This window comes from Lysinibacillus sp. F12 (assembly GCF_057773605.1).
On sequence record NZ_JBYMLP010000001.1, the window covers coordinates 463,230 to 480,420 of the forward strand.

Below are 17,191 nucleotides of genomic sequence, written 5' to 3' on the forward strand. Positions count from 1 at the left end.
AAAGCGTAGGAGGAGCAAAAATGGCAAACAAAAAGAAGTCAGATGAGAATTTAAAAGGTTCACTCTATGCAGTTTTTGGAGTAGGTATCATCATTATTTTACTTTGGGTGTACTGCTTTGATTTGTTCATTGGAAGGTTTTAATCTACGAAGAAGGGACAGAAACATATGCACATACATAAGTATGAGAAGTATTGGCTTGTGTTCGGAGTTACTACTTTAGTCGCATTCCTCATTATTCTCGGTATCGGAGCATTTCATCAAGGCTCCCACCCGAATAATGGTAAAAAAACACTAGATTACGAGAAAGTGAAAGAGACAGCACCTTTCGATAATCCAGGAGTCCATAAGGTAGAGGGCAAAGATTGGGATTACGAGGTGGTTGTCATCGCTTCTGCATTCAATTATAATCCTCCACAAATTGAGGTTCCACTGGGTGCAAAGGTCAAATTCATCGCGACAAGCGAGGATGTCATGCACGGTTTTGAGGTTGCAGGTACGAATATTAACATGATGCTTGAGCCTGGTTATATTTCAGAATATGTAACAGAAGTCAACAAAGTAGGCGAGTTTTTAATCGTTTGTAATGAATATTGTGGTACAGGACATACGATGATGCACTCTATGCTAAAGGTGGTGGATTCAAATGAGTCACACTAATTCAATGACAAAAGTAGATCGTCGCGATGCAAAGCTAGCTATGGCGCATATATATGTAGCATTTATCGCATTGTTATTAGGTGGTCTTGCAGGTTTATTACAAGTATTTGTACGTTCTGGTCAATTTACATTACCAGCGGGCATTGGCTATTATCAAGTATTAACCGTACACGGAGTATTACTCGGTCTTATTTTAACTACTTTCTTTATTTACGGTTTCCAAATTGCTAGTGTAAGTCGTACATCAGGTACATTTACGAATGGTCAACGTAGACTTGGCTGGGTCGGCTTTTGGTTAATGACAATCGGTACAGCTGCTGCGGCAACGATGGTTTTATTAAATAAAGCAACTGTTCTTTATACGTTCTATGCACCACTAAAGGCACACTGGATTTTCTATCTAGGCCTTACATTAGTCGTAGTCGGTTCTTGGGTTGGCGGCGCAGGTCAAATTTTACGCTATGCTCAATGGCGTAAAGAAAATAAAGGTAGCGGTGAACGTAGCCCATTATTATCGTTTATGGTAGTTGTCAATAATTTAATGTGGTTCGTTGCAACACTTGGTGTAGCAGCATCAGTATTAATTCAACTATTACCATGGTCATTAGGTTTAATTGAACGTGTCGATGTTGCATTATCCCGTACCCTTTTCTGGTATTTCGGTCATGCACTTGTATACTTCTGGCTATTACCTGCTTATATGGTTTGGTATGTAATTATTCCAAAAGTAATTGGTGGAAAAATTTTCTCCGATTCTTTAGCAAGACTTTCGTTTATGCTATTCTTACTGTTCTCTATTCCTGTTGGAATTCACCATCAGTTAACAGAGCCTGGTATTGATGGTACATGGAAGTTCATTCAAGTTGTTTTAACATTTGCTGTAATCGTTCCTTCTCTAATGACAGCCTTCTCGATGTTTGCCATGTTCGAATTACGTGGTCGAGAATTAGGTGGAAAAGGACTGTTCGGATGGTTCAAAAAATTACCTTGGAAGGATTCTCGTTTCTTCGTTCCATTTATCGGTATGGTGGCATTCATTCCTGGTGGTGCTGGCGGTATTGTCAATGCCTCCTATCAAATGAACCAATTAATCCATAACACTATTTGGGTGACTGGGCATTTCCATTTAACGATTGCAACTGCTGTTGTTTTAACATACTTTGGTGCGGCCTTCTGGTTAATACCACATTTAACAGGAAGGACTTTAACAAAGGCTTTAAATAATCTTAGTAATTTCGCTGGTATCTTATGGGCAGTCGGTATGACTATTATGTCTTCAGCTATGCACATTGCCGGTCTTATCGGTGCACCTCGTCGTTCAGATTACTCAGAATATGGTGGTGCTTCACAGGCATATGATTGGATTCCTTATCAAATTGCACAAGCTGTGGGCGGAACGATTCTCTTTATCGCCATCCTAATCATTATTTATATCGTCGTGAAATTAGCTTGGTTTGCTCCTAAGGGTGAAGAGGAGTTCCCTATTGGGGATGTACATGAGCTTAGTGGTCCAACACCCGCTATTTTAGAAAACTTTAAAGTATGGCTTGTCATTTTAGTAGCCTTAATCTTATTCGCTTACACCGTGCCAATTTTCGATATTATTTCGAATTCACCGGCTGGCTCCAAAGGCTATCAATTGTGGTAAACATAAAAAAAGAGATTTCTCATTTCCGAGAAATCTCTTTTTTCACGTTATAATTGATACAGTTTCGTATATTTTTCTTGTAAATAATCTGCAAGATACTTGGCATTTAAGCCTTCCCCTGTTGCTTCTTTTAGCAATTCAAATGGTTTTTTCAATGCTCCATATTGATGAACTTTCTCAGTTAACCACTCTCGAATTGGCAGTAGCTCTCCCTTTTCTAGTAAGTCATCAAAATGAGGGATATCCTTGTCCATCGCATGCTTCCATTGCGCTGCATAAATCATTCCTAATGCATAGGACGGGAAGTAACCAAACATACCACCTGACCAGTGCATGTCTTGTAATACTCCCATTGCATCTGTTTCAGGACGAATGCCTAAATATTCCTCATACTTATCATTCCATACTTGCGGAAGATCCTTCGCTTGTAAATCCCCGTTGAACAAGTCACGTTCAATTTCATAGCGAATCATGATATGTAGTGGATACGTTAGTTCATCTGCTTCAATACGAATGAAGGATGGTTCTACCATATTAATGGCACGTAAAAAATCGCCTAATGCAACATCGCCAAATTGAGCTGGTGAGAAGTGTTGAAGTCGCTCATAGTTATGCTCCCAGAACTTTTCATTTCTACCGACAAAGTTTTCATAAAATAATGATTGTGATTCATGAATACCCATCGATGTACCAGTAGCTAGCGGCAAGCCTGCAAGCTTTGCATCAATGTTTTGCTCATACATGGCATGACCACATTCATGAATGGTACCAAAAATAGCTGAACGGAAATCATTTTCATCATATTTTGTTGTAATACGAGCATCTCCGTAATTTAAACCAATCATAAATGGATGCACACTTTCATCCAAACGGCCAGCATCAAAGTCGTAACCAAGTTGAGCTAGCATCTCTAGTGATAGTTCACGCTGAGCTTCACGTGGAAAATGCTTAAATAACATGCTTGTATCTGGTTTATTCGATGAATCAGCAATTTTTTGTACAAGCGTTACAATAGATTCTCGTAAATCACCAAATACTTGGTCTAATACATCTGTCGTCATGTCAGGTTCATATAAATCGAGCAATGTATTATATGGAGATCCATTTTTAATACCCCAATATTGAATGAATTTTTTTTGCCATTGAATGATTTCCTCTAAATATGGTAGGAATAGTTCAAAATTATTGCTTTCCTTTGCTTCTTCCCAAGCCGTTTCCGCCTTCGATTGTAGAATAACAAATTCTTTATACTCTTCAGCAGGAATTTTTTTATTTTGATCGTAATTCTTTCTTACTTCTTCTACTAAACGAAGTGTCACATAATCAAGATCTGATTTTTTTGCCTCTAATGCTAATAGAAGCTCACCTAATTCTTCACTCGTTTGCATATCAAATAAGGAGGCTGATAATGTACCTATTACCTCTGAACGTTGTGCTAATCCTTTTTTAGGTGCTCCCGTTCGCATATCCCAATAAATCACATTGAGTGCTTCCTCATAATGCTGCATCTTCTTAACATAGTCAGTAAATTGTTGAATAGTCATGCTTTCATCCTCCTTGTGCTATAAGTTTATCATATTTTCGAAAATTTTGTATATTGTGGACCATTTAGTAGTTTTACTCAGATTTTTCATTTTTCACTTTATCTATTATTTTTAAATACTGAGTATCTCCAAGCCCATATTGAGGAAAGAGGCGAAATAATTGTGTTAACAATTCCTGTGGGGACTGATCAACATGTTTCTTAATATAAGAAGAAATATCATTTTCTTCTTTTAAATAGTCAAAATATAATTGAATCCCCTGATACATTACTGGTAAAAGCGTTGCCTCCGGGATACGATGGCGGATCAAAACGTCTTGATAAATCTTTAAATAGTCTCCAAGCACAATTTCCATTTCATCCACATCATAGGTCGCTTCCTGTACCATATGGAAATAAACTTTGCCTTCGTATTTTTGCTGCTCCAGAAAAGCAAGTACAGTTAGCAAGTTCATTTGACAAAACATATCATCCCCAAACCATAAAACGATACATTGGTAGTTTTTGGTCCACAATAACTTCAAAGGATTTACTGTTATATGCTCATAGTCCTGTACTGTTACTTGGTGTCCAGCGGCACGAATTTTGTTAAATTCTTCGCCCAAAATCGGGCTTGCTGTTTGATTGCTACACATGGCTTCATTGAAAGGTACATAATCACTGTTCCCCATTAATTGCTGTTTCGAAAACTCCTCGTACATCATTTGACCATTTAAAACATTCAATATCGCTTGATCATATTGCGCATGTATTTTCTCTTGCAATGCTTCAATTTTTAATTTTGAAGAAATATCCATCGTAAACCATCCTCTTTCATCCTTTAAATTCTTTTTTACAAATGTTTGCAAAGGTTGTGGGGACTTTCGGAATTCATGAGGGCTTATACCAAAGGCCTTTTTAAAGGCTCTAGAAAAGGATTCCTGTGTTGAAAAACCATAATGTAAGGCAATATCGATTATTTTTTCTTCCGACTTTTTTAACGCTTCAGAGGCCAAATATATCTTTCGTAATGAAACATATTTTTTAATGGTGATTCCCGTTATTTGGTGGAATTTAAACGAACAATAATACGGGGAATAGCCCATATGCTTCCCTAAATGTTCTAATGAAAAGCCTTCTAAGAGATGATCTTCAATCCAATCAATCATCTCCTGTATGATGTTATTCATCCTCATCCCTCCTCCTTTGATTATAGTAGAGGTGATATGGTTTGTTATGATATAGGTTGTGTTATTATCGCATTAATGTTGGAATAATATGTTCTTTGATAAACAGCCCTCTATCTGGTGCATTGACCATAAAGAGTGATGAGATAGCAACTGCTGTGTTCAGCGTTGGAATACAACAAATCACATTGCCGCCATCGCCAACTGCAGCATAAGGAACTAAATCTTCCTCCTCTTCGTTGATACACCACAATTGATCTCACACCAGTCCTTCTCCCTTTTATCTATGGCTTATATCCGTTATACACTTTCCCTTTTGGGCAAAGTCAACTTCCTTTAGCTTATTTAGTACTTTTTAGGAAATAAAAAAACTGTAGCAAACCATGCGCTTGCTACAGTTCGTCCTCTCTTACTCAAAGTGAGGTATATATTTAGGAGAATTTTCACTAGCTTTCGAGTAATGTTCGGTTTCCAATCAAACATTTGTAGGAGCTGCCATTCATTTTCAATTTAAAGAAAGATGGGGATTCTTTCTATTCATCGAAAGTAGAGTCTGATCACTCTATGTTTTGGCAAATGGCAATTACTTGTTTAACAGCCTCGGCAGAATGCTGAAGCGCTGCTTGTTCTTCATTTGTTAGGTGCAATTCGATGACAGATTCAATGCCATTGCCTCCTAAAATTGTTGGTACCCCTAGATACAGGTTTTGGTACCCATATTCACCTTCTAATAGGGCAATAGAAGGGACTATTTTCCGTTGATCTTTGATAATGATTTCAACCATTTGCGCGCATGCAGCAGCTGGTGCATAATACGCACTACCATTTCCTAATAAACCGACAATTTCACCGCCACCTTTGCGTGTACGTTCGACGATTTGCTGGAGTCTATCCTGGGGGATGAGTTTTTCTAGCGGAATACCTCCTGCATAGGAATAACGGATTAATGGTACCATTTCATCACCATGTCCACCTAGCACAAAGCCAGAGACATCTTCAGGTGCAATTTGTAGCTCCTGTGCAACAAACGTGTTGAAGCGAGCTGTATCTAACACACCAGACTGACCAATAATACGATTTTTAGCAAAGCCTGTTTCCTTGTGACAGACATACGTCATAGCATCAACCGGATTACTTAAAACTAAGACAATACTATTTGGAGCATAGTGTTTAATTTGTCTTGAAACCTGTTGAATAATCTTCGCATTCGTTGTCACTAAATCATCACGGCTCATGCCTGGCTTACGAGGGATTCCTGCTGTTATGACTACGATGTCTGCACCAGCAATATCCTCATAATTGCTTGTTCCTTTAATAGATACATTAAACTTTTCTATTGGGCCTGTTTGTAGTAAATCCAATGCCTTCCCTTTTGTTGGGTTCTCTGCTTCGGGAATATCGACAAGAACGACATCGCCTAGTTCCTTTTGTGCTAAAAATAAACTCAATGTAGAACCGGTATGACCTGCACCAATCACAGCGATTTTATTTTTACGAAATGCCATTATGCTTCACCTCGATTATCTGTCGCTGGTGTGGCTTCGGTTGATTTTTTAGCACGTGTTGATGTAGATGTAGAAACCGGCTTTTTCTTCGGTTCCTCTGGTCCTTTAATCATTTGGAATACCTCTTCATCAGGTCTTGGAATTACGTGAGCGCCTAATAATTCTCCAACACGCATAGCAGCCGCTTTTCCGGCTTCTACTGCTGCTTGTACAGAACCTACGTCACCTTTCACGACCACTGTCACAATGCCACCATCTACGAATTCCTGCTTGACGATTGTAACATCAGATGCTTTAATCATCGCATCAGCCGCTTCATAAGAACCTACCAATCCTTTTGTTTCAATCATGCCAATTGCACTACTCATTGTCCTCACCTCTCATCACTTCAGTAGAATCAATAATACCAATGACAACTGCATCGATTGGTAACGGATTTTCTTTCATAATATAGCGTGATGAACCACCGCTTGTTATTAGGACATCATCACCAATCCCTGCGCCGATACGATCAGCTGCTATAATTTCAGTGCGAATCGGCTGTTGATTGGAGTCAATTGGTTGAATGATTAGTAGTTTTAAACCATTCAGCCCTTCCTCTTTGCGTGTTGCCCATACACTACCTATCACTCTTCCCATTTGCATGAACTTCACCCTCTTTATGCTACACAGATTAATTTGCTACTCAGAACAGATCGTTAAAGTTTTATTTAACTCTCGCAGCTTATCATAAGCTAACGCCGTTACAATGGTTTTCTTTGGCACGACAATTTCTTGCGCATCTATTTCTAACACTTCCAATTGTGAAAGTAGCTTTTTGTCATAATGATAGATAGCTGGTTTTTCTACCTTTGCTACGACTGGAGACTGCTCTTTCACTGGGATCGGTTGCTCATTCACTTGATGCTGAACGATTTCTGCTAATGTTCCTTGCTGAATTAAACCTGCATTGGCTTCATCTGTATCAATATGCATCTCTAAACGATAACGCTCTGATACACGGATCACCACATTCGATAAAATAATTGGGCGAATACCATCTACCCTGATTTGTACAGACTGTCCATCTACTACATTGAATTTCGCACTGTCTTCAGGGGACATATGAATGTGTGCTTGTGCAATAATGAGTCCTTCATTTAGCACGACACTCCCCTTTGGACCAATCAATGTAACAGGGCTAGAGCCTTGTATATCACCTGAAATTCTTAATGGTGGTTTTATCCCTAGTTTCATGGCATCTGTCCAACTGACTTCCACTTGAGACAATGAACGAGCTGGACCCAGTATACGTACACGCTCAATCGATCCTTTTGGACCAGCAATGACCACGGTTTCCTCCGCAGCAAATTGCCCAGGTTGTGAAAGCTCAAACTTTGGTGTAAGCTGATAATTCTCACCAAAGAGCTGTTCCACTTCTGCTTGTGCAAGGTGGACATGGCGGGCAGATACACCAATTGGAATTTTACCGTCATGTGGAGGGGAAGATTGATTTTTTAAAACTTGCTGCAGAACTTCTTCTACAATTTTTTGCACTAAATTTTCTTGCATCTTGCCTCCTCCTTACGATGTTACTTTTACTATTGTTCCTTGTGCTTGTTGTTCAATAAAACCAGCGTTTGCTTCATCCGTATCTATATGCATTTCCAAACTAAAATCATTGGAAACTCGTACCACTACACCGCGAAATGTAACTGGACGGTCACTGATTACTTCTACAGAAACCAATTCATTGTTTTGAACTTCTAATGCTTTCGCATCTTCCTCAGTCATATGAATGTGTGCTTGTGCAATAATGACCCCTTGCTCGATGGCCAATTCATGATCTTGGTTAATAATTTTAATGCCTGCTGAGTTGTCAATATCTCCTGACTGTCTCAGCGGAGGAGTTACCCCAAGTTTCATCGCATCTGTTCGACTGACTTCCACTTGAGTAGCTGCTCTTACTGGACCAAGTATTCGGACATTATGAATAATGCCTTTCGGTCCCTCAATGGAGACACGCTCCTTTGCAGCAAATTGTCCTGGCTGCGATAAGTCAAAATCCTTTGTTAACGTTGCATGTGGACCAAAAAGCGCTTGTAAATCCGCTTCACTTAGATGGATATGACGAGCCGAAATGGCCACTGGAAATGTTTTTGTCGCTGTTGTCACGTTAGCCACCTCTATATTAAATGGATTGTTGTTTCTTGATGACAAGATGAGAGCTGTCCTTTAGTTGGATCAGCTCTCATTGCTGATTTATTAAGCTTCTGCTTTTGGTAAAATCATTTCTAATTCATGGTGTGGACGTGGAATTACATGAACAGATAAAAGTTCTCCTACACGTTGTGCTGCTGCTGCGCCTGCATCTGTTGCTGCTTTTACGGCACCTACATCTCCACGAACAAGAACTGTTACGATACCGCCACCAACATGTACTTTACCTACTAAATTAACGCTTGCCGCTTTTACCATTGCATCTCCTGCTTCAATTGCTCCTACTAAACCTTTTGTTTCTACCATTCCTAATGCTGTACTCATTTGTCATTCCTCCAAATTATTTATTTTGTAATGTGATTTGTTTTAATACTTGATCAACGATTTGTTGAACCATTGTTGTGTCTAAAGAAGGCTCTTGTGATACAACCGACTCAACAACAGACTGCACTTCGAACTCTGGCTTTGGCACCTCTACATCTTTAATGCCATAAGCCATACGTTTAATGTTTAAAAGATGTCTTGCTGTAATGTTATCCGACGTGATATTGCCGCCAAATGTACCACAGCCTAATGTAAAGGATGGTGCTAATCCAGTTGTGCCACCTACTGCCCCAATTGAGGATAGTGTATTTACTACAATACGAGATACTGGTAATTCAACGGAGAATTGCTCTGCTAAAGCTGCATTTTCAGTATGAATCGAGCATGTATGTCCGCGTCCGCCAATATTTAAAAGGTCAATCATCACTTGCTTAGCTTCTGAACTGTTTTCGACAATATAGAGAGCAAAAATAGGTGATAACTTTTCCAGAGAAAACGGAATATTTTTACCAATCATCGTTTCCAAGCCAACAAGTACTTTGGTTTCATCTGGGACAGTGATGCCAACAGAATCTGCTAAGCAGGATGCTGATTTGCCGACGATTTGTGGATTCACCTTTCCAGGAACTGGTGAAATTAATTTCTCCATTTTAGCTTTTTCTTCAGCATTTAATAGATAAGCACCGTTTTTCTTTAATTCTGTTTGTACCTGGTCTGCAATGGCTTTATCTACAATAATAGCCTGCTCAGTAGCACAAATTGTCCCATTATCAAACGATTTACTGTGCACCAATTGACGTACAGACTTTTGAATATTTGCTGATTTTTCGATGTAGGCTGGGACATTTCCTGGTCCTACCCCATAAGCAGGCTTTCCTGAGCTATACGCCGCCTTCACTAATGCGCCGCCACCTGTTGCTAAAATCAAATGAATATCAGGATGCTTCATTAGCTGCTGTGTTGCCTCCATTGAAGACATTGTTAAACATTGCAGTAAACCTTCTGGTGCACCTGCTTGTTCTGCAGCTACTCGGCAAACGTCTAACGCCTCTTTTGTACACTTCACAGCATATGGGTGAGGACTTAGCACTAGGGCATTCCTTGTTTTTAAAGAAATTAATGTTTTAAAAATGGCGGTAGATGTTGGATTCGTCGTTGGCACAATTCCTGCAATGACCCCAAAAGGACTTGCAATTTCCGCCACTTTTTTCATTCGATCATAGCCTACGATACCGACCGTTTTTAATTCTTTAATATCTTCATAGACATCTCGTGAAGCAACTTCATTTTTCATTTTTTTATGATTAGGGATACCCATCCCTGTTTCTTGCACAGCCATTTTTGCTAAGCGATCAGCTTCCTTAAAGGCAACATCCGCAACAGCTTTCACGATGCTGTCTACTTGTTGCTGTGAAAATTGCATATAGGCAGCTTGTGCTGTATTAGCATGTCTAACGGCATCTCTCATTTCTTGAATAGCTAATAAGTCTTTGTCTAATGTGGCCATAAAGCCGCCTCCTTTCTAAATCACTGGGTTTCTTGCTAAATTTTCGATGGCTTCTCTAAAAGCTTGTGCCGCAGCCTCGCAGGATGATTGGCTGCCACTTAATAAAGCGCCACCAAAATTGGTTTCCGAGGGAGGGCCAAAGAAAACCTTTAGCTCTACATCTGCTGCCTTTAATGCTGCGTCTAAACCAACAACAGCCTCCAATGGCGGTGCGATTAAATACGCAAGGGGTGTGCCCACCTTTACATCTGCCAGCTCAGCAAGATACGTCCCACAGCTTGCCACGGTATGGGCAAATAAGGCATGGTTGTCATTGTTATTAATAGCTTCAAAGTACGTGTCAAACTCTATTTTTTGCTGAATGGCATCTAGAGCACTACGGATTTCATCAGGCGAGGTCCCAGCAATAATGCCAATGACCTCCCCTGACAAGGGACCAGATGCATGTGCCGCCCCCGCATAGAAACTTTTCGCATAGACAACTTCAACATCTGCCTTCTTTGTTGCTTCATCTAGTGCAACATATCCTACATCATCAATTGTGAGGGTCACGAGCCCAATACTATGATGATGCGGCTTCAAATCTAGCTGCTCTGCTAATTCACTGTTGACTCTAGGAATAGTTTGCATCGCTAAAATTTGGGCCATTATTTTTTGAGGATTCATATTACAGCCTCCTAACCTTCTTTTGCGACAAGCTCTACCCCACTTGCCTGATAATGCAAGATTTTTTGTACGATGGTTCCAAGGTACGCACCCGCCTCTAATGGAGGGATGCCGCCTTTATGGATATTAGAGATGACCATGCGCTCTGCTTCTACTGTGCCGATTCTAGGTTTATAGCATAAATAAGCACTCATCGATTCAGCCGATACTAGTCCAGGTCGCTCACCAATTAAATAAACAATAACCTCTGCCTGTAACAACTCCCCGATTTCATCCATGAGAGCCACTCGGCCTTTATCAATATAGAAGGTTGTGCCTAAATCAATATTTAAATTGCTAAGACTTTGCTGAAGCGCTAAATAAACATCTTGTACATTTTCCTCAATCGCACTCGCACTTAAGCCATTGGAAATAATGACCTGTACTTTCGGCTGTTGCTTGCACTTTTGTTGAATTAATGACTTGGCTTCATCTGATAAACGACGACCTAAGTCCGGTCTTGTAATGTATTCCTCTTTATCTGTTACTTTCGTTGTCACTTGAAAGACATCAAGTTTTTGTAAAAGGTCTTCTGTCACTTCACCATACACAGCGTCCACTGCAGCCGCATGATCGAGACGGAACTTTAACCATGTTTTTGTTTTTGGTCTTGTTCCCGCTCTACCTACGCCAATCCGAGCTGGTGTATGTTTTTTAGCCGCCTGTATACTTTCTGTTAATGTGTCAGCCTCAAACTGAAAAGGCTTAATCGGTACAGCTACATTTAACGATTGTTCAAAAGCTACAGGAGCTAAATGTGCCTGCTGAGGCGTTCCGTGCTGATACAGTTGAATTAATGGTTCACTTTTTGTAGACGTAGACATAGGTTCTGCTATTTCTGTAGCTCCACTAGTAGCTGTTGTATCATAGAACTTAATAAGCGGCTCTGTTGGTGTTGTGGTTACCTCAGGAGCTTGCGCCTCCGTAGTTTTCTCCATCTTTTCCATGACAAGTTGTGTAATCATAGAGACTAATTGATCATTCACTCGACTCACCTACCTTTCAAAAATGGATAAATCACCAGCCCTAGCTGAAAGTCGACCATTTTCATAAATGCCCATTTTCTCAAGCCACGCTAAATATTCTGGTGCTGGTTTTTTTCCAAATGTTTGTAGTAATGTAGCTACATCATGGAAGCTCATTGATTGATAATTGAGCATGACATCATCACCCATTGGCGCCGCAATAATAAAATTAACGCCAGCCGCTGTCAGTAACACACTTAAATCTTCCACATCATTTTGATCTGCCTTAATATGGTTGGTATAACAAATATCTACCCCCATAGGGATACCATGCATTTTGCCCATGAAGTGATCCTCAAGACCTGCACGTATTACTTGTTTATTGTTATATAAATACTCAGGGCCGATAAAACCAACTACCGTGTTCACGATATAAGGATTGAAATGTCTAGCAAATCCATAATTGCGAGATTCAAGTGTTACTTGGTCGATGCCCATATGAGCTTCTGCTGATAGTTCCGAGCCTTGCCCTGTTTCAAAGTAGAATAGGTTCGGACCCGTACCCGTCCCCTGCTTTTTAATGAGCTCTTCTGCTTCTCGTATTAAATCTGCTGAAATCCCAAATGAACGGTTGGCAATTTCAGTGCCAGCAATACTTTGGAAAATCATATCAGCGGGTGCGCCCTGTTTAATGGCCTTCATCTGTGTCGTAATATGGGCTAATACACAATTCTGCGTAGGAATTGACCAATCATTGATAAATTCTTTTGTGGCAGTTAATACCTTTTTGACACTTTCAACTGAATCATCCACAGGATTAATGCCAATGACAGCATCACCAATACCATAGGACAAACCTTCCTTTAGGGAAGCAATAATACCGTCTATATTGTCTGTGGGATGATTTGGCTGTAGTCGTGAAGACAGCGTACCTTTTTGACCGATAGTAATATTACATGTGGATAAAATCTCTACTTTATTGGCTGCATGAACCAAATCTAGATTTGACATTAGCTTCGTGACAGCCGCAATCACTTCAGAATTCATCCCTTTGCTTAAACGCTTTAGCTCGCGATCACCAGTATCATTCGACAAAATGTACTCGCGTAGCTGCTCAATGCTCCAGTTTTTGATTTCTCCATATATTTGCTCATTAATGTCGCCCTCAATAATGCGTGAAACCTCATCATTTTCTTGCGGCACTAATGGATTTTCTCGAATATCTTTGACTAGAAGCTCACTTAGTACAGCCTTTGCTGCTATACGCTGTTGAACGGTTTCAGCTGCAATTCCCGCTAGCTGATCACCTGATTTTTCTTCATTGGCCTTAGCCATGACATCTTTTAATGATTTAAAGTTATATTTCTCTCCACCAAATATCACCGATAAATTCACATTCATCCTCCTTACTTTGAGTGGAAGGCAAGAGTTTTCACAACAACTGGAACAACGCCTGATGGCAGAACCTCTCCAATGTCGATGTAATCCCCCGTCTCCACTTTAATTTGATCGATGCAAATAATTGGGACTGCCGGATTGATTGCTTGTATGGTTTGTCCAATAATCTTTGCATAATCTGATTGAATGACTATGATAATTGGTATGTCCTTGGAGCATCTAGTTGCCAAGTGTCGCAATACAGCCTCACACAATGCATGTACATCCTGAAAGCTTAAATACGGCAATTCACTAAAATAGAGTGCAAATGGTGCACGATTTTCCTGTATCGCAAATAAATCATCTGCTCGCTGCACCGCTGTTTTCACCGTACTATTAAAGTCGATTGCTGTTGCATCCATATGGCAGTTAAAAACAGGAACATTTTTAAGCGGTAACACCTCGGCATCCACCTGGATGGTTGCCCCACTAATTTCAGTAGTTTGTGTCCCTGCCCCAGTGACTGTCGCACGAGCAGTTTCTTTAGGCTGTAGCCATAAAAATGATTGCAGTTGCTCGTGCTGTACTAGCATTTTCGCTAATCGCTCACCAATATCATCATATTGACGAAGTGTACATTCATTTTCATAAATACAGGAGGCTACCCCTCCAGAAAAGACGATGGCATCTACTGGTTTATGCCAGTTAGGCAAGTGCCCAAGTAATAATGGATGCCTGTCATCCGTAAATTGCCCCTGCAAGATTAAAGCAAGTGTGGCGACCATTTCTTCTATACATAGCGTTACTCGAGGATCTTCTGCCGCATCACCTACGGATAATGGATTAGTCCATTTTTTCATTAGTTCCATGAGTGGCGGAGAAATTGATTGAATCCTCCCATTGTTAAATTCAATCAATCTACCACCAACATGTAAGGTACATGTACCAATGACCTCTCCAAATTGCATAACAGCAATATTGGCAGTTCCTCCACCAATATCAATATTGGCGATCACTTTAGAAGAATTTTTAGATTGCTGTAATGTACCTGACCCTTTAGCCGCAATAATGCCCTCTAAATCAGGACCCGCAGTAGCAACTAAAAAATGACCAGCGCCGTCTGCAATGGTATGGACAACCTCTCTTGCATTTTCCTTCGTGGCAGATTCACCAGTAATAATAATGGCGCCTGTTGAAATATCAGTTGGTGCGATTTGAGCCAATTGATACTGCTGAAAAATGAATTCTTCAATTTTTTTCATATCGATGATGTCTTTATTGATAAAAGGTGTCTTGATGATGGGACTTTGATGTAACACCGTCTTCTCAATAATTTCAATCCTTGGCACATGGGTTACGCCAGCCACATTCTTTAACAAAAAGCTACTAACTACCATTTTTGTCGTGCTTGTCCCAATATCAATACCAGCACTATAAATTTTTTCAGTCTTCACCCTACACCACCCTCTCGCTACTGTGAGCAATACATGAGATATGGACTATCGCAATCCTTCACGAATTGTTGAATTTCTTCGTTTGTATGAAGCTGAATAAGTGGAGCAATCCATTCAACGCCAAGCTTTTTCCACGAAGAAGTTTTCACGATAGGGCCCTGTGTCATCACATTTTTTAATAAACCTGTAGCTCTTTCAACATCTGCATCAGGTGCATCAATTTTTGTAATGACACCGATTTGTATTTTCGGAATCCCTAGACTAAATTGCGGAGGAAACACACTTCTTGAAGATGTGGCATCCTGCAAATAAATGACATGTGTTACTTCCAACGAAGTGGCCATAATGTTTCTGTAATACATGGGATTTTCAATATATTCACCAGGTGTATCGACAATCCAGTCTTCATAAACGAGTGCTTGTGTTTTATTAGCACTGCTTTCTCTGCCCAACAAAGTATTCATCAATGTTGACTTTCCTGCTTGCACACCGCCTATTATCATTACTCGATTTTTCATACGACACATCCTATGATTTTGTTATTCTTGATGGTGTATAGCCTAGTACTTCGGATAAAAAACGATTAATTTCTAACATCGCCATTTCCACCTCTGATACACTACCGACAATAACAAGACTGCCTGTAAAACGGTCTAAAAATCCTAATTTTACATTCGCAGCCTTGGTCGCTAAATCCCCTGCGATGATGACCGTTTCACTTGGAGTACACGTCATAATACCTAGCGCACCCGATTCTTGAATACCCAGCTTTTGAAACATCTCTGGGTCAGGGTTCGCAATAAGGTGACTCAATGTTAGCTGTTTACCCGGCACAAACTCCTGAATAAATCGTTTCTTTTCTTCACTCACACATCATCACCTCACTTTTTAATCCATTAAGATTTTTGATCTAAATATTCGCCTTCTTTTATAATGCCAGCCTTGCGATCTTCTATTTCTAGCCTTAATGCCGTCGGTACAGAAAGCTTATACGCTAAAATAATCGCAATCACACCCGCTAAAAACTTACCAGCAATAACAGGTAAAATAATAGTTGGCTGGAAATTAGCTGTGAATGATAAGTGATCGCCTAATAAAAATGCTGAACAAACACCAAATGCAATATTAATCACTTTATCTTTTGGTGGCATATGACGAACAAGCGTGAACATCGCCAAGATATTAGCAATTGTTGCTAAAATTCCCGCACTACCAACAGATGATAGTCCTAATTTTTTACCAGCCGCTTCAAGTGGTTTCGAAGCATATTTTCGAATTAAATAAACCATTGGGAATGCACCAGCTAGCATAATACCTATATAACCAGCCGTTTCTAATGCTCGGAATTGATCGATCTCATCAGCCATAATCGGATCGAAGCCCCATGCACCAAATATTTTTGTAAAAATACCTGTAAAAATTTCAACAATCGAGAACACCAATACCAATTTGATTCCTGCATCCATCACACGGCCGAATAGCATGAAGCCTGCAATCATGCCGTTTGGAATAAGCTTTAAGCCTAACGCAATTAACACAACAAAGATGAACAAAGGCAGTAAATTGATTAAAATTTGTAAAACAGAAATGGCAAATACATATGTAGGCGCCTCTGTTGTACTAATCACTTCACGCACTTCTGTGTTAAATAGTACAATCATAATCGATGAAATAAATGCACCAATCGGAATTGTTAATACGCCAGCCATAATACCAAGCGCCATATATTTATGGTCACGTTTATCTAACATCGCAAGACCCATTGGAATCGAGAATACAATAGTAGCACCTGACATAAATCCAACGACTAGAGCCATTACCCATCCCTCATAAGACTCTTTTAACGCATTGGCTAATTGGTAGCCACCCATGTCCGAAGCTAAAATAGTGGTCGCTGCAATCGCAGGATCTGCACCAATTAACTCAAAAATCGGACTAATAAAATGACTAATAAACCATGTTAAGTAAGGTATAGCTGCCATGATCCCTGCTGCTGGGACGAAAATATGACCAACTGTATGGATACCATTCATAAATTCTTTACCAATTCCATACTCAGCATCTCGAATTGCTCCGATTGCCCCTAAAACAGCACAAATCATAATAATATAAACGATAATCGTTCCTATCATTGCCATC

Annotated in this window: 20 protein-coding genes; 3 read left to right on the plus strand and 17 right to left on the minus strand. The window is 39.9% G+C overall.

Translation table 11 applies throughout. The features are described 5' to 3' along the window. Positions 1-20 precede the first annotated feature (20 nt). Genes AC3CH7_RS02495 through AC3CH7_RS02505 form a run of 3 tightly spaced genes read left to right on the plus strand, consistent with a single transcriptional unit; the run spans position 21 to position 2,307 of the window. On the plus strand, positions 21-143 hold the full coding sequence (locus AC3CH7_RS02495; RefSeq protein WP_009370491.1) for a hypothetical protein: 123 nt from the start codon (positions 21-23) through the stop codon (positions 141-143). Positions 144-167: 24 nt separating this feature from the next. Next, on the plus strand, positions 168-659 hold the full coding sequence (locus tag AC3CH7_RS02500) for a cupredoxin domain-containing protein (RefSeq protein ID WP_016991924.1): 492 nt from the start codon (positions 168-170) through the stop codon (positions 657-659). Then, on the plus strand, positions 646-2,307 hold the full coding sequence (locus tag AC3CH7_RS02505; protein WP_031419427.1) for a b(o/a)3-type cytochrome-c oxidase subunit 1: 1,662 nt from the start codon (positions 646-648) through the stop codon (positions 2,305-2,307). The genes AC3CH7_RS02500 and AC3CH7_RS02505 overlap by 14 nt, the downstream gene beginning before the upstream one ends. Positions 2,308-2,354: 47 nt before the next feature. Here AC3CH7_RS02505 and AC3CH7_RS02510 read toward each other — a convergent pair whose 3' ends face one another. From AC3CH7_RS02510 to eutH, 17 genes are all read right to left on the minus strand, one after another. Further along, entirely contained in the window at positions 2,355-3,851 is a 1,497-nt protein-coding gene (locus tag AC3CH7_RS02510) for a carboxypeptidase M32 (protein WP_031419426.1), read from the minus strand. Between the two features lie 73 nt (positions 3,852-3,924). Then, complete coding sequence (locus AC3CH7_RS02515) at positions 3,925-5,019, minus strand: helix-turn-helix transcriptional regulator (RefSeq protein ID WP_143815516.1); 1,095 nt, start codon at positions 5,017-5,019, stop codon at positions 3,925-3,927. A gap of 64 nt (positions 5,020-5,083) precedes the next feature. Further along, a complete protein-coding gene (locus tag AC3CH7_RS02520; RefSeq protein ID WP_012293775.1) occupies positions 5,084-5,269 on the minus strand; it encodes a hypothetical protein in 186 nt (61 codons plus the stop codon). A gap of 304 nt (positions 5,270-5,573) precedes the next feature. Beyond that, entirely contained in the window at positions 5,574-6,521 is a 948-nt protein-coding gene (gene mdh, locus AC3CH7_RS02525) for a malate dehydrogenase (RefSeq protein ID WP_012293774.1), read from the minus strand. Continuing rightward, complete coding sequence (locus AC3CH7_RS02530) at positions 6,521-6,889, minus strand: BMC domain-containing protein (RefSeq protein ID WP_488381549.1); 369 nt, start codon at positions 6,887-6,889, stop codon at positions 6,521-6,523. The genes mdh and AC3CH7_RS02530 overlap by 1 nt, the downstream gene beginning before the upstream one ends. Further along, complete coding sequence (locus tag AC3CH7_RS02535) at positions 6,882-7,166, minus strand: EutN/CcmL family microcompartment protein (RefSeq protein ID WP_036215427.1); 285 nt, start codon at positions 7,164-7,166, stop codon at positions 6,882-6,884. The genes AC3CH7_RS02530 and AC3CH7_RS02535 overlap by 8 nt, the downstream gene beginning before the upstream one ends. Positions 7,167-7,202: 36 nt before the next feature. Further along, entirely contained in the window at positions 7,203-8,072 is an 870-nt protein-coding gene (locus AC3CH7_RS02540; RefSeq protein WP_012293771.1) for a phosphate propanoyltransferase, read from the minus strand. Between the two features lie 12 nt (positions 8,073-8,084). After that, entirely contained in the window at positions 8,085-8,675 is a 591-nt protein-coding gene (locus AC3CH7_RS02545; protein ID WP_031419421.1) for a phosphate propanoyltransferase, read from the minus strand. A 90-nt stretch (positions 8,676-8,765) separates the two neighbouring features. After that, positions 8,766-9,044 carry a BMC domain-containing protein gene (locus AC3CH7_RS02550; protein ID WP_008176438.1) on the minus strand — a complete coding sequence of 93 codons (279 nt, stop codon included), beginning with the start codon at positions 9,042-9,044 and terminating at the stop codon, positions 8,766-8,768. A gap of 16 nt (positions 9,045-9,060) precedes the next feature. Beyond that, complete coding sequence (locus AC3CH7_RS02555; protein WP_488381550.1) at positions 9,061-10,551, minus strand: aldehyde dehydrogenase family protein; 1,491 nt, start codon at positions 10,549-10,551, stop codon at positions 9,061-9,063. A gap of 15 nt (positions 10,552-10,566) precedes the next feature. Beyond that, a complete protein-coding gene (gene eutL / locus AC3CH7_RS02560; protein WP_012293768.1) occupies positions 10,567-11,217 on the minus strand; it encodes an ethanolamine utilization microcompartment protein EutL in 651 nt (216 codons plus the stop codon). 11 nt (positions 11,218-11,228) lie between these two features. After that, positions 11,229-12,242, minus strand: coding sequence for an ethanolamine ammonia-lyase subunit EutC (gene eutC / locus AC3CH7_RS02565; protein WP_281486613.1), 1,014 nt, complete (start codon positions 12,240-12,242; stop codon positions 11,229-11,231). A 9-nt stretch (positions 12,243-12,251) separates the two neighbouring features. Then, complete coding sequence (locus AC3CH7_RS02570; RefSeq protein WP_012293766.1) at positions 12,252-13,622, minus strand: ethanolamine ammonia-lyase subunit EutB; 1,371 nt, start codon at positions 13,620-13,622, stop codon at positions 12,252-12,254. Positions 13,623-13,627: 5 nt separating this feature from the next. Next, on the minus strand, positions 13,628-15,052 hold the full coding sequence (locus AC3CH7_RS02575) for an ethanolamine ammonia-lyase reactivating factor EutA (RefSeq protein ID WP_012293765.1): 1,425 nt from the start codon (positions 15,050-15,052) through the stop codon (positions 13,628-13,630). Between the two features lie 17 nt (positions 15,053-15,069). Further along, a complete protein-coding gene (locus AC3CH7_RS02580) occupies positions 15,070-15,570 on the minus strand; it encodes a EutP/PduV family microcompartment system protein (protein ID WP_012293764.1) in 501 nt (166 codons plus the stop codon). A 10-nt stretch (positions 15,571-15,580) separates the two neighbouring features. Next, a complete protein-coding gene (gene eutS, locus AC3CH7_RS02585) occupies positions 15,581-15,922 on the minus strand; it encodes an ethanolamine utilization microcompartment protein EutS (RefSeq protein ID WP_012293763.1) in 342 nt (113 codons plus the stop codon). A 26-nt stretch (positions 15,923-15,948) separates the two neighbouring features. Further along, positions 15,949-17,190, minus strand: coding sequence for an ethanolamine utilization protein EutH (eutH, locus tag AC3CH7_RS02590; RefSeq protein ID WP_012293762.1), 1,242 nt, complete (start codon positions 17,188-17,190; stop codon positions 15,949-15,951). Position 17,191 lies beyond the last annotated feature (1 nt).

Coding starts and splice junctions, on each gene's coding strand:
- AC3CH7_RS02495 (WP_009370491.1), top strand. CDS start 21: ATGGCAAACAAAAAGAAGTCAGATGAGAATTTAAAAGGTTCACTCTAT.
- AC3CH7_RS02500 (WP_016991924.1), top strand. CDS start 168: ATGCACATACATAAGTATGAGAAGTATTGGCTTGTGTTCGGAGTTACT.
- AC3CH7_RS02505 (WP_031419427.1), top strand. CDS start 646: ATGAGTCACACTAATTCAATGACAAAAGTAGATCGTCGCGATGCAAAG.
- AC3CH7_RS02510 (WP_031419426.1), bottom strand. CDS start 3,851: ATGACTATTCAACAATTTACTGACTATGTTAAGAAGATGCAGCATTAT.
- AC3CH7_RS02515 (WP_143815516.1), bottom strand. CDS start 5,019: ATGAATAACATCATACAGGAGATGATTGATTGGATTGAAGATCATCTC.
- mdh (WP_012293774.1), bottom strand. CDS start 6,521: ATGGCATTTCGTAAAAATAAAATCGCTGTGATTGGTGCAGGTCATACC.
- AC3CH7_RS02530 (WP_488381549.1), bottom strand. CDS start 6,889: ATGAGTAGTGCAATTGGCATGATTGAAACAAAAGGATTGGTAGGTTCT.
- AC3CH7_RS02535 (WP_036215427.1), bottom strand. CDS start 7,166: ATGCAAATGGGAAGAGTGATAGGTAGTGTATGGGCAACACGCAAAGAG.
- AC3CH7_RS02540 (WP_012293771.1), bottom strand. CDS start 8,072: ATGCAAGAAAATTTAGTGCAAAAAATTGTAGAAGAAGTTCTGCAGCAA.
- AC3CH7_RS02550 (WP_008176438.1), bottom strand. CDS start 9,044: ATGAGTACAGCATTAGGAATGGTAGAAACAAAAGGTTTAGTAGGAGCA.
- AC3CH7_RS02555 (WP_488381550.1), bottom strand. CDS start 10,551: ATGGCCACATTAGACAAAGACTTATTAGCTATTCAAGAAATGAGAGAT.
- eutL (WP_012293768.1), bottom strand. CDS start 11,217: ATGAATCCTCAAAAAATAATGGCCCAAATTTTAGCGATGCAAACTATT.
- AC3CH7_RS02570 (WP_012293766.1), bottom strand. CDS start 13,622: ATGAATGTGAATTTATCGGTGATATTTGGTGGAGAGAAATATAACTTT.
- AC3CH7_RS02580 (WP_012293764.1), bottom strand. CDS start 15,570: ATGAAAAATCGAGTAATGATAATAGGCGGTGTGCAAGCAGGAAAGTCA.
- eutH (WP_012293762.1), bottom strand. CDS start 17,190: ATGGCAATGATAGGAACGATTATCGTTTATATTATTATGATTTGTGCT.